This is a genomic window from uncultured Paraglaciecola sp. (assembly GCF_913058035.1).
Taxonomy (GTDB): domain Bacteria; phylum Pseudomonadota; class Gammaproteobacteria; order Enterobacterales; family Alteromonadaceae; genus Paraglaciecola.
Genome location: NZ_CAJXPA010000136.1, coordinates 1 through 12396 on the forward strand (window position 1 = coordinate 1; position 12396 = coordinate 12396).

Sequence of the window (12396 nt, forward strand, 5' to 3'; positions counted from 1 at the left end):
TGCTCCCAGCTGGCAAGTGTATTGCGGACAGCGTCATCAGCAAAGATATCCCTAGCCCCATAAAGTGTGCGCGCAATATGACGGATCTTGTCGAGTAAAGACATGTTGTCAGGATAAAGGGTTGAAAATTTTGCACTTCCAGACTCCACTAACGCGACAACTTTATGTGCTAGTTCTTGGGCGCCTTTTGAGCCCTCGGCCCAATGTTTACAGACACACGCCTCCACACCTAAATCATTGCAGTACTCGATGATTGCTCGTATTTCGGTTTCTGTGTCAGAGATAAAATAATTAATTCCAACCACAATAGGGACACCAAACTGCTGTAAGTTACGCAAATGACGACCAAGGTTGTCTAAACCTTTTTTAACGGCAATGATGTTTTCTGTATTAAGTGCGTTTATGGTCACTCCACCGTGCATTTTAAGTGCGCGTACCGTTGCTACTAAAACTACCGCATCCGGTTCTAAGCTAGCTTTACGACATTTGATATTAAAAAATTTCTCTGCACCCAAATCGGCACCAAAGCCTGCTTCTGTCACAACATAATCGGCAACCTTCAACGCAGTCTGCGTAGCGACAACAGAATTACAACCATGGGCAATATTGGCAAAAGGTCCTCCGTGGATAAAAGCGGGGTTATGTTCCAGTGTTTGAACCAGATTAGGGCTGAATGCATCTTTAAGTAAAACCATCATTGCGCCATCGGCCATAAGATCGCGCGCAGAGACCGATTTTTTATCTACCGTGTAGCCCACAATAATATTGCCAATGCGGCGCTGTAGGTCATTGATATCTGTCGCTAGACAGAATATAGCCATAACTTCAGATGCAACAGTAATATCAAAACCAGTTTGTCGAGGAATACCGTTACCAGTCCCACCAAGACCAATAACGACATCTCGTAGTGTTCTATCATTCATGTCCATCACCCGCCGCCAGGTGATCTTTTGCGGGTCAAGCTTGTTCTCGTTATCCCACTTGATATGATTGTCGATAAGGGCTGATAATAAATTATGCGCAGCGCCAATAGCATGAAAATCGCCAGTAAAATGTAAATTAATATCTTCCATGGGCACAACTTGCGCGAAACCACCACCAGTGGCACCACCCTTTGAACCGAAGCAGGGACCAAGACTTGGCTCGCGAAGGCAGATAGCTGTCTGTTTACCAATACTGTTTAGGGCATCACCTAAACCAACGGTTGTTGTTGTCTTACCCTCACCTGCCGGAGTGGGTGAAATCGCAGTGACCAATATTAATTTGCCGTTAGGTTTATCTTTTAACGTTGCAATAAAATCGCAATCTATTTTAGCTTTGTTGTGACCATAGGGGATTAAATGTTTGTAACCGATACCTAGCTTCGCACCAATTTCTATAATGGGCATTATTTGGCTTGCGCGTGCAATTTCGATATCAGTTTTCATTTTTATAGTACATCTCGAGTGCTCTTATTATAGGGAGTGTTGACGGATTATTTGATATCTTAAAACTGATTTTTGGATGTTAGGAGTGATGTTTCATTGTGTATTAACTTAATCCATGAAAGGACACCGCGATAAATGTCTCCAAACATAAATGGTAATAAAAACGAGCAAGTATCAGATATAAAGGAAATAAAATTCTCTTGTATGGACTCTAATATTGAGGTTGATGTCATAAGGATCATATATTTATCAAAATCTATTAATATGAATCGGGTCTTTTAATGACAACTAAATGCCGATTGGCTAAAAACCCCTAACCCATGCTTATTGCCGTTCAGCAGCCTAAGACAAGTTGTGTCAGTAAGCGGCCTGTTGTCAAAATCAGTTTAAGGGCGGCATTGGTTGAGCACCGGACATTCAGCACTGGACATTCAGCACTTTCAAGCTTTCGCGTGCTGTCAATAACGACGACTTATACTGCAAGTTTACTGAGTTATCTGACTATTAAATAAAACTGGAGACAGGGTCAACTTAAAACTTATACACCAGCTAGCTTAAGCTTTCATTGCGCAACCATTCATTGTAAAAGTCGGTTAGCTGGATGGCTAGCCGACATCATTGGAAATGTCAGAACCCACCATTTAGGCCTTTCCCCCTGCATTAATTCTTCAGTGAAAGTCTGTATTTGACATATTAGAGAAGTAACTGAATTTTCAGATTTGTTGATGTTTTAGAGCGCTTTTAATGTTGCCAGAATCAACAGGCAATATAAAAAATACTGCTCGAATTGTGGTCTTTATATACAAGGCAATGGTTAGTAAATCTCAGTTATTGAGCCATCTTCGAGATTAAAATTCATAAATTAAAGATGAAGCATACGAGTTTCAGTCCAACCTATTAAAGGTTAATCAAGATACTTATCGACTCCTATCGTCACTTTCAATACTAATCAACACTAGTCAACACCCTTAAACACTTTTCATATAACCAATAGATGACACTGTTACCGAAGATAACCTAAATCAACCATCGACTTACTTGTTTGCCGATTAAATTTTAATAGGTTCCGACTGTGTGGTTGTTAATGTGAAGCCAACCATTTGGCCGTGTTAAGAACCGACTATGTTATCGAGATAGTTGGCTATCTTCTCATCAATGTTCTAAATTTTCTTGCCACATCTTGGGGAGATTTTGCATCACAAATCGCTGACACCAGAGCCACACCAGCGACATCGGTGGCGATAACAGCTTCAAGGTTAGTGACATTAATACCGCCTATTGCCACTATAGGAAAAGAACTTTGTGCTACTGCATTAGCTAGCCCACTAATGCCCCATTCTTTTTTAATATCAGTTTTTGTGGGTGTAGCGAAAATCGCACTCAAACCTAAATAGTCGACGGGTAATGACTCAGCCTCAATCAGTTGTTGTTCGTTTTCAATCGACAGACCCAGTAATTTATCCTTCCCGAGTAGGCGGCGCGCTATGCCTGCTGGCATATCTGATTGGCCAAGGTGAACACCATCGGCATCAATCGCCAATGCCACATCTACCCTATCGTTTATGATCAGAGGTATACCGCTTCCTTTTAAAACAGCTTTCACGGCCAGTGCTATTTCAATAAAACAGCGAATATCTCTCTGCTTTTCTCTTACTTGCACCATGGTTACGCCACCCGCTACAGCTTCTCTAACAACATTTTTCAATGTTACAAGGTCTTGTTTGTCATCGGTGACTAAATATAGACGGTATAGATCCACTTTGGCGCTCACTATTGCTTAATTCAATTCACGCGGTACGTTCAGCCAGAAAAGTTGAACGTGCACCAGGTCAGGATAATTTTATACGTTGTATCAGTGTCTTTTCATCCAACTGATACAATGCGTCCACTATGTTGAGTTGTAAACTCCCGGGGCCTTTTGATTGCGCAGCTGCAATTTCACCTGCCACACCTAAAATCGCAACCGCCGCTAATCCGCTTTCTTCACCAATGGCGGCAAAGGCTCCCGTCAAGGCACTTAACGAGCATCCCATGCCGGTTACATAAGGCATCATCGCATGGCCATTGTTTAGCTGAAACTCACCCTCGGGAGTGATCACAAAATCAGTTGCTCCAGAAATAACCACATTACCTTGGTAAGTTTCTAGCAAATAGTGGGCCGCGCCCACCGCCGCATCACTATCATCCTGAGCATCAACGCCTTTGTGTTGTGTTTTTTCTCCAGCAAGCGCAATAATCTCAGAAGCATTACCGCGAATAATCAACTTATTTGCGGCGTGTCCAATTTGACGTGACGTTGCTGTTCTTAGCGCACTAGCACCGCATCCCACAGGATCAAGCACGACGGGCTTGTTATTAATATTTGCCTGTTCAACTGCAAATAACATACGTGGGATCCATTGGCTGTCTAAGGTGCCAATGTTGATCACCAGCGCACTCGCAAAAGACATCAGTTCTGCCATCTCTTGACGGGAATGCGCCATGATGGGTGACGCGCCCATCGCCAGCAACGCATTAGCGGTATTATTCATTACCACATAGTTTGTGATATTAACTACCAGTGGTTTTTGTTCACGCACCGTCCGTAACGCTGTTACGATTGTATTAATAGCCGTGTCCAATTGTTGATTCATACGTTATTCTCCAAAGTGGCATTTAAGCCTTGCTGCCAAAACGCAGTTTCCATGCGTGTAGCGGTTCTAAATATCTTAATCAGGTTTTGACCGCGCTGGCTTTCCAAGTCAATTTCAGCCAACAATGTATCAATGTGTGCGGTCCCTTGCGCGGCACTTTGCTGAAATTTTTCACCTGCATATAAGGTGATCCAGTCGATAAATGGGTTACCTTGCAGCTTAGTGTTTTCACCTGCGCTGAGGTTACGTCCTATCTCTGCATAGCCCATAGAGCAGGGGGCTAACGCCGCGTATAAATCAACAATATCCCCTTTTATGCCCGTATCCAGAACATAACGTGTGTAAGCAACCGTTCCAGCATCTTCGTCTTCAGCTTCCATATCTGATTCAGTCAGACCCCAGTTAGCGCAATAACTCACATGGTGACTTATTTCTGAATTCAGTAATGTATTGACACTCAGCAATGCGCCACGCATATCGGCTAGGGTGTTTGCCTTGTAAATTGCCAGCGCATAGGCACGGGCATATTGCTTTAAAAACAAAAAGTCTTGTTTAAGGTAATGCAGGTAGCAGGAATGCGCTAACGTACCTTTTGCTAGCTGTTGAACGAAAGAATGCTGAATGTATGCATCCCAATCTTGCTGACAGGCATTGATTAAATCTTGATGTTTCATTTAATGACTCGATTGGTTATTGATAGAATAAAAGACAATTTATTAAAAGCTAAGCACATAATCTTGCGCTTTTGGCTGTGTCGTAATGGCTTTTTTTGTATACATAAATTGGGCATAGTCATCGTAGCGCTGCAAATCAGCAGCAGCAGGGTGCGCTGAAAAATGCATAAATGTATCGTTCCACGCAAGTTTGTTAAGTTCATTATTTAAGGTGTCTGGGGCAAACGCTGCAAACTCTTCCCACGCTTTTTGCGGGTTTTTAGCAATGTAAAGACTCGCTTGCTCTATGGCCTTATTAAAGGCGATGATCGCGGCCTTATCGTAAGTATTTGCATTGGCCACAAAGATCAGCTCGTCATAATGCGGTACACCATAATCTTCAGGAAAAAAACTTTTCGCTTTAAACCCTTCAAGGGTAAGTTGATTTGCCTCAAAGTTACGTAATCCGCCCCAAATGGCATCGACTCTGCCAGAAGCCAGTGAAGAAGAAAGTGCCCAGCCTACATTGATAATTTTTACATCGTCATAGTTAAGACCGACCGTTTTCAGCATCGTATCGATACTCGCCTCTACGTTACCGGCCATAGCAATACCTATTTTTTTGCCTTTCAGGTCAGACAGATCATTAATGTTGTTATTGTCTAACACCATCAGTGTATTTAAAGGGCTAGCAATCAACGTTGCCGAGCGGATCAAGGGTAAACCCGCCGCGACATCGATTATCAAACTAGGTTGATAAGATATCGCTAAATCTACCTTATTAGCAGCAACCAGTTTTGGAGGCATGCTTGGATCTGCGGGCTCTTGAATGTCAACATTAAGGCCTTGGGCTGCAAAATAGCCGCGTTCTTTAGCAATAATGACAGGACCATGATTTGGATTGACAAACCAATCCAACATCAGGGTCAGTGTTTTAGTATCGGCCTGCGTCGACGATGAAAACAGGCTGGCAGTAAGCACTAATACAGTCACGATAACGTTCTTTTTCATTACATTTCCTTTAATATTTTTACTGCTATTTATGTAGGTATTGATATGCATAGATCGCTGATGATAATTTTGTTTAAGCTTCCCAAGGGATCAGTTTTTTCAGACACCTATCTGCTACAAAATAAAGCGTGATAGACAAAACCGACAAGATAAACAGGGCAGCAAACATTTCGTCTATTAGCATGCGTGCGTTTGCCTGTAACATCAGATAACCCAGACCTTCGCTAGAACCAACCCATTCTCCGGCTACTGCGCCAATGGGGGCTATTACGACCGCTACGCGGATCCCTGAAGCAAGGGTAGGTAATGCCGCTGGAAATTGAATATGCCGCAACATTTGCCATTTTGTTGCCCCCATTGTTTTTGCTAGTTCTAGATAACCTAAAGGGGTATTTCGTAAGCCGTCGAAACAACAGGTGGTGATAGGAAAAAATATGATCAAGGCAGCCATCACAATTTTCGATGCAATTCCGTACCCCAACCACAACATTAATACCGGCGCGATAGCGAAGACGGGGATGGCTTGGCTGGCTATCAAAAGGGGTAACAACCAGCGTTTAACGGGTTTAAATAACAACATCTGCAACGCGAATAACAGCCCCATACTTAAACCCAGTAGCAAACCCAATATAATTTCTTGAGCGGTAACCCAGCCGTGTTTGAACAAAACTTGGTGTCTCTCAATCAGCCTTTCAAATACAGCAAAGGGGCTAGGTAGAATGAATGAGGGCATTTCAAAAATAACCACCACAGCTTGCCATAAGCCAATAATCACCGCCGCGCTGACCAACATACGTAGCAGTGACTTGTATAGCGATTGTTTGCTTTTCACCTCACGTAGCAGTGGATCAACTGTGATTGGCTCTACTCGGGTCAACTCACTCATAGTCTTGCTCCAAGCGACCCATGATGGTTTGCTGAAGTTCGGCAAACTCTGTATCAAAATTACGGGGCGTCACCGATTTGGGTACAGTTAAGGATTCAGCAAAAGCAGGTCTGCCTTGCATAATATAGAGTTGGTCTGCTAAGCGAATGGCTTCTTGTGGGTCGTGGGTGATCAACACGACCGTTTTATCTTGCAGTAGTTGGTAAGCAAGATTTTGAAGACGATACCGCGTGACAGCATCTAATGCAGAAAAAGGCTCATCCATTAATATGATAGGCTTGTCTTGCAAAAGCGTTCTTGCTAACGCGACACGTTGCCGCATACCACCCGATAATTGCTGTGGCATATAATTTGCCTTGTCTTTGAGCCCTACTTTTTGCAATAAAGCATGCGCTTTATCAACCATCAAATGGGTTTTCTTTGCTGATGAATGCGCAGCACCAAATTTAGTACTCAACATGACGTTTTCTAAAGCCGATAGCCAAGGCATCAACAAATCTTGTTGAGCCATATAGGTAATCTGATCTTTGCTATCACATGGTGGGTGTGTATTGACTTCACCCGCCCAGTCGACTCTGTCCTCCAGCAAATTAGCCAAGTAGCGTAATAAAGAACTTTTGCCGCAACCGCTACGTCCCAAAATACAGGTCCAGGCTCTCGCCGGTATGTGAATGTTGAGTCCTGCCAGGGTCACCTCAGCGCTGTCGTGATAGCGCAGGTAACCGTCAACGATGTCTATACTAACAGCATTGTTTTGGCCTGATAGCAGCTGTTTATCAACGGACATCAGCATGGCCACTGAAAAAATGATTAATCGGCCCATGACCTTTGCCTATTGATAATTCGTCGGCATGAGCAATAGCTTCGGAGATATATTGTTTGCCAAGCTGCACTGCCCGTAACAAATCATGCCCTTGTGCTAAATAAGAGGCAATAGCCGAAGACAGCGAACAACCCGTACCGTGGGTGTTACGAGTGTGGATACGTTTTGCCGTTAAGTGGTGAACCTGTTCAGGAAATATAAGCAGATCATTACTGTTTTCATCCTGTTCAAGGTGTCCCCCTTTAAGCAATATTGTTGCTGCACCTAACTGTCGAAGTCCTGTGATCATGTTAAGCATATCTGCTGCGTTATCTGGTGTATCAACGCCTATCAGGGCGGCACCTTCGGATAAGTTGGGTGTAATAATATCGGCGAGTGGCAGTAATTCAGTTTTGAGGGTGCTGATCGCGGATACTTCTAACAATAAGTCGCCACTGGTCGCTACCATGACAGGGTCTACGACTAAAAATGCAGGTTGATACTGTTTTATTTTAGCGGCTACTAGATTGATAATGCCAGACTCAGCTAACATGCCGACTTTGACGGCAACAACGTTCAAATCAGTAAAAACCGCATCTAACTGCTTTTCGACATATTCTAGCGGAATAGGAAAAATAGCTGACACGCCCAGGGTATTTTGCGCGGTGATGGCCGTTATGACTGAACAGGCATAGCCTCCCGTTGCGGATATCGCTTTAATATCGGCCTGAATACCTGCACCACCACCGCTATCAGATCCTGCAATTGTTAATACAATAGGCGTAGATGAAGCATAAGCTCTATCTGTCACAGAAAAATCTGTTTCGGGAGGCTCTGTTTGGGTAGCAAGCGATGCTTTGATGGGAGTGACTGTAATATTTGACATAAAGCTCCTAACGTTGACGCGTAGGAACTATATCGAGCTGAAGATTTGAAAACACTGAAGAGTCAATCATACAAAACAAGAAATTAGTTCCCTACGCCAGTGCTAACTGAATCAGGTTCAACGGGTCTTGCGATATGCAATCTCAGCCTTAAAGGCTCCCCGACTATTTTTTGATAATAACAAGTTTTATTAAAAGCGCAATATAACAATGTTAGTAATTAATCTGGGTCAGCAAAACGTGAAATGTTGACAATGTTGAGTGCCAAGCTATCTTCCCAAGTTTAATGACCTGTCATGTTGGAAGATATCGGTTAAAAAAGAGTGAGACCGCATCTAAGTTAGACACAACCCTTGATAATGATAAATTTAAAAGGTAACTGACATCATTAACGAGAGAGTACTTACATTTACCTCAAGCGCCTGGCAGAAAGAGCAAATAGTACAAAAGTGGATTTAATTTTGCCCCGCCTCCGACTTTTTCGGTTACTTGCCTTACTCAAGTTCTAACCCCCCTTTGTAACGTCATGAAAATACGCAACTAAAATTCATTTATTTGCAAAAGGATTTTGAATAAGTAATTTTCAGGTGATTCAGATTCTGAAGTGACAATATGTCTATATTGTCAGCGCATGGGTGATACTTCGACCAACAGGTTCAATCAATTAACAGTCATTCGACCTTAATTATCTATTCGGATTGAGAAGTATACGTTTCTAGCAAAATAAAATGTTTGAAGTCGATACTTATTAATTATCTAAAATCAACGAACTAAAAAGATTCACTCCATCGTTACGTCATAAACCCGTTCAATACGTTCAAAATGTAAGATAGCATGTGCATACAAAGTCTTTATAAAGTAATACAAGGTAAACAATATGAGCCGTCATTTTGAACAAGCCCAAGGCTTGACAGAGGAGCACGACCCAGCTACCCATGAGTTTGTGTTTAACCAAACCATGTTAAGAATCAAAGACCCTGAGCGCACACTAACGTTTTACACCTCAGTATTAGGAATGACACTTGTAAAACGATTAGATTTTGATGAAATGAAGTTCACACTATATTTTCTGGCATGTATAACACCAGAGCGTCTCAGTGATTGGTCTAGCGATAATAATCAGCGCATGGTGCAAACCTTTAGTCGCCCTGCTATGTTAGAACTCACCCACAATTGGGGCGATGAAAGCGACGCCAGTTTGTCTTATCATAGTGGCAACGAACAGCCTAAAGGCTTCGGTCACATTGGCTTTGCGGTTCCTAATATTGACGAGGCCTGTAAACGATTTGAATCTTTAGGCGTTGAGTTTAAGAAAAAACCGAACGATGGTGGCATTAAAGGCATTGCTTTTATTAAAGATCCAGACGGCTATTGGATTGAGATTTTCACACCGGAACGCTTACCAGATTTATTAGGTAGCCGTTTATAATAAAAGATAAATTATATACTAGCTCACACTTGAACTGACTGACCATTGCGAGCGATCAACAATCATTCACAAATTTAAAGCCGAATGATAATAACGGCCACCTGTAACCCAGCTAATCCCAAATTTGGCGTAGTGACTTATTTGCAAACAACACCAATGTAATGCTTTATAATGAGATATCACGCCTAATTGAATGGATAAAAAGAAGCTGGCTTTGTGCCAGCTTCTTTTCAATACCTAAGACTGATTAAAACCGGTAACTAGCCAACAAATCTAAAGAACGCAAACCGTCACCACCAACATCAACGCCAAGTCCAAAATTAATTGAAAATGAGCGGTTAAACCAATAATTAGTACCCAAGTTAACTGCAGTTATTGCATCGCGGCGATCTCGGTCAACTTGTGTGACGCCCCCATACAAACTGAATTTAGGCGAAAAATAATACGCAGCAGAGGCAACGACAGAAGTATCTTCGCCAATAACTGTGCCTTGTAGTTCTAGATCCCAACCCGGTTTAAAGGTGTTGCTGTTGCGCTCCAATGTTGTGTAACGTGTATATATCGAAAACAAAAAATCGTCGTTTTCGTCATAGTCAAATCTAGTGTCAGATTTGAAGTAGTCTAAGCCAGCACCTACTTCCCAGTTGTCTTGGATAAACTGTCCAATATCTGTACCTATCCTCATATTGGATTCGTCATCGTCAGCAACACGACTAAAGCGTGGTCTAACTACCCAGTTATTTTGTAAAAAAACTTCAGCAGATACTTGCAGTCGCGAAACGTCATCAATCTTAAGGTAATCAAGGTTGATACTATCGACCCGTTGCAAATATGAGCTGATCTCCCAAGCGTTATGGTCAAGCTCAACGTCTTTAAAATAGTATTGATATCCCACACCAAAAAAATTATCTTCTGTGTCATTTAGGTCGGCAATACCTACCCTAAGTTCTTGATCAAAAGTGTTCGCATATGAAAAAGTAATGCTTGAAACAGCAATTGCCACTGCCAGTACTATTTTTAGTGATTTCAAATTAATCCCTTAAATAAATGATTATGATGGACTTACCGACTAGTAAGTCATTATACGATATAATACGGTAAAATAAGTTCACGGGAAAGTTGAAATATTGTCTATTGGCAACATTAGGGCCGCTCTCGGGTTAAAGTCGCCAGTCCATACTTGACTTATCAATTCAGAAAATGGCACTCAGGTGATAGGCGAGTTTGAGTGGTCAGCAGACGGTGGAAGAGCTAGCCTTTCTAACGGCTTAAATACCAAGTACTTACTAAAGCAGGTGTCTAGCTGCGCCAATATAGCGCCGACTCAGATAAGTCTGTTTGAATAAAAGCGGTTCATTATCAAAAACACAAGCAATATCCAAAACTGGTTTGCACAACGGTGGAAGACCCTTGCTTTGAAATCTGAATTACGTGAAAACGGTTGATTAAGAGACGATAGTTCGCTGGTTTTCGGCCCCTCAAGGATACAAAAGAGAGGTAAAAGAGAAGTAAAAGAGAGGTAAATATGAGGCAAGATATATTTTCATCTTATAAAAAATGACGTTTTATTTTACCTATATTCATAGCGTAACATTGTGATTAGATGTTACGTTCGTAGGTAGTAATAAGTATTAAGTGCTGCCATTTATAATCAACCAAAGTGTTTTAAGGGTTAGCAATTTTTGTCACTAACAGAATCTGGAGTAATTATGAACGTGTCTTTTACTAAATATATTTCAATCGCTGTCTTGTCCTTAATCTTTGTGTCTGCTAGCTCGCTGGCTACGCAACACCATTCGCAAAGATTAGATATTTTCGAAACCGCTGTAGCTGATCCTTCCCTTACCACTTTAGTCACTGCCATCAAAGCGGCTAGGTTAGTCGATACTTTAAAGGGAAAAGGGCCATTTACCCTCTTTGCCCCTTCTAATGGCGCATTTGTAAAAATCTCAGAGGGAACCATAGGGGATCTATTGAGGGTAGAGAATAAAGAGAAACTAGTAGCCACACTCACTTACCATGTTGTTGCGGGTAAATTAATGGCAGCGGACTTGGTGAAGTTAAACAAAGCTAAAACAGTTCAAGGTGGTGAAATAGTTATTGATACCTCAGATGGCGTTAAAATCAATAATGCCACTGTGATCAAGACTGATATCATGACCTCAAATGGTGTGATCCATATTATCGACACTGTTGTTTTGCCCGACATGTAGTCTTTCTCGGTTCATGCTCAATGCCAAAAAGTCTATGTTTTTACTTAACGTTATTCGACATTGATTAATGAGCCATCTACTAATGGATGGAAATGCATAATGGCAAGGATGCAGTAACTAAACGCGCAGTTAGGGTCAAAGCTAACTCGGCAAATTCCTCTACTAATTTGGGTCAACCCGAATCGATCGGTCAAAATATTGTCGTTTAATTTTTTTGAAAAAATTCTGAAGGGCAGGTTAGTTGAAAATTGAAATCATATGATTTTTAAATGCGTTAAACGCCTTGAAGATTCTATCACTGCATTTAAGGATGGCTGTTTTATTTCTCTATTTATTTCTCAATTTATTTCCGTTACTTACATAGCCAACCGTAGGCCGTATCCAGAGTGATGAGGTAAAAATGTCGTTAAGGTTCAACATGCTTGAGTATAGTTTTCGATAGGGTCAAGACGTTGATT

General features: G+C 41.8%; 11 protein-coding genes and 1 riboswitch. Of the genes, 2 read left to right on the forward strand and 9 right to left on the reverse strand.

The annotated features are described in order from the left end of the window. The 8 genes from QZ562_RS15595 to thiD form a co-directional block, all read right to left on the reverse strand. The coding region (locus QZ562_RS15595; RefSeq protein ID WP_293761971.1) for a formate--tetrahydrofolate ligase at positions 1 to 1427 on the reverse strand (1427 nt) is incomplete at its 3' end. A gap of 1141 nt (positions 1428 to 2568) precedes the next feature. Then, a complete protein-coding gene (gene thiE, locus QZ562_RS15600; protein WP_293761973.1) occupies positions 2569 to 3186 on the reverse strand; it encodes a thiamine phosphate synthase in 618 nt (205 codons plus the stop codon). Positions 3187 to 3256: 70 nt separating this feature from the next. Further along, the gene (gene thiM / locus QZ562_RS15605; protein WP_293761975.1) at positions 3257 to 4060 is read right to left on the reverse strand and encodes a hydroxyethylthiazole kinase; all 804 of its coding nucleotides are present in this window, start codon (positions 4058 to 4060) and stop codon (positions 3257 to 3259) included. Then, positions 4057 to 4734, reverse strand: coding sequence for a thiaminase II (gene tenA, locus QZ562_RS15610; protein ID WP_293761977.1), 678 nt, complete (start codon positions 4732 to 4734; stop codon positions 4057 to 4059). The genes thiM and tenA overlap by 4 nt, the downstream gene beginning before the upstream one ends. Before the next feature lie 42 nt (positions 4735 to 4776). Beyond that, positions 4777 to 5724 carry an ABC transporter substrate-binding protein gene (locus QZ562_RS15615; RefSeq protein ID WP_293761979.1) on the reverse strand — a complete coding sequence of 316 codons (948 nt, stop codon included), beginning with the start codon at positions 5722 to 5724 and terminating at the stop codon, positions 4777 to 4779. A gap of 73 nt (positions 5725 to 5797) precedes the next feature. Then, entirely contained in the window at positions 5798 to 6610 is an 813-nt protein-coding gene (locus QZ562_RS15620; RefSeq protein WP_293761981.1) for an ABC transporter permease, read from the reverse strand. After that, positions 6603 to 7397, reverse strand: coding sequence for an ABC transporter ATP-binding protein (locus QZ562_RS15625; protein WP_293761983.1), 795 nt, complete (start codon positions 7395 to 7397; stop codon positions 6603 to 6605). Before QZ562_RS15625 ends, QZ562_RS15620 begins: the two co-directional genes overlap by 8 nt. Further along, positions 7387 to 8298 (reverse strand): bifunctional hydroxymethylpyrimidine kinase/phosphomethylpyrimidine kinase, encoded by a 912-nt coding sequence (gene thiD, locus QZ562_RS15630; RefSeq protein WP_293761985.1) that lies wholly within the window; start codon positions 8296 to 8298, stop codon positions 7387 to 7389. The genes QZ562_RS15625 and thiD overlap by 11 nt, the downstream gene beginning before the upstream one ends. A gap of 71 nt (positions 8299 to 8369) precedes the next feature. Next, a riboswitch (TPP riboswitch) is annotated at positions 8370 to 8470 on the reverse strand. Between the two features lie 703 nt (positions 8471 to 9173). Between thiD and gloA the strand changes: the two genes are divergently transcribed. After that, positions 9174 to 9725, forward strand: a complete 552-nt coding sequence (gloA, locus tag QZ562_RS15635; RefSeq protein WP_293761987.1) for a lactoylglutathione lyase — start codon at positions 9174 to 9176, stop codon at positions 9723 to 9725. Between the two features lie 247 nt (positions 9726 to 9972). Here gloA and QZ562_RS15640 read toward each other — a convergent pair whose 3' ends face one another. Next, positions 9973 to 10755 (reverse strand): hypothetical protein, encoded by a 783-nt coding sequence (locus QZ562_RS15640; RefSeq protein ID WP_293761989.1) that lies wholly within the window; start codon positions 10753 to 10755, stop codon positions 9973 to 9975. Between the two features lie 679 nt (positions 10756 to 11434). Here QZ562_RS15640 and QZ562_RS15645 point away from each other — a divergent pair. Beyond that, entirely contained in the window at positions 11435 to 11938 is a 504-nt protein-coding gene (locus QZ562_RS15645) for a fasciclin domain-containing protein (RefSeq protein ID WP_293761991.1), read from the forward strand. The last annotated feature ends 458 nt before the right edge of the window (positions 11939 to 12396 follow it).

Bases quoted from the DNA above. Each gene is read 5' to 3' on its own strand.
- thiM (WP_293761975.1), bottom strand. From the start codon at position 4,060: ATGAATCAACAATTGGACACGGCTATTAATACAATCGTAACAGCGTTA.
- tenA (WP_293761977.1), bottom strand. From the start codon at position 4,734: ATGAAACATCAAGATTTAATCAATGCCTGTCAGCAAGATTGGGATGCA.
- QZ562_RS15615 (WP_293761979.1), bottom strand. From the start codon at position 5,724: ATGAAAAAGAACGTTATCGTGACTGTATTAGTGCTTACTGCCAGCCTG.
- QZ562_RS15620 (WP_293761981.1), bottom strand. From the start codon at position 6,610: ATGAGTGAGTTGACCCGAGTAGAGCCAATCACAGTTGATCCACTGCTA.
- QZ562_RS15625 (WP_293761983.1), bottom strand. From the start codon at position 7,397: ATGTCCGTTGATAAACAGCTGCTATCAGGCCAAAACAATGCTGTTAGT.
- thiD (WP_293761985.1), bottom strand. From the start codon at position 8,298: ATGTCAAATATTACAGTCACTCCCATCAAAGCATCGCTTGCTACCCAA.
- gloA (WP_293761987.1), top strand. From the start codon at position 9,174: ATGAGCCGTCATTTTGAACAAGCCCAAGGCTTGACAGAGGAGCACGAC.
- QZ562_RS15645 (WP_293761991.1), top strand. From the start codon at position 11,435: ATGAACGTGTCTTTTACTAAATATATTTCAATCGCTGTCTTGTCCTTA.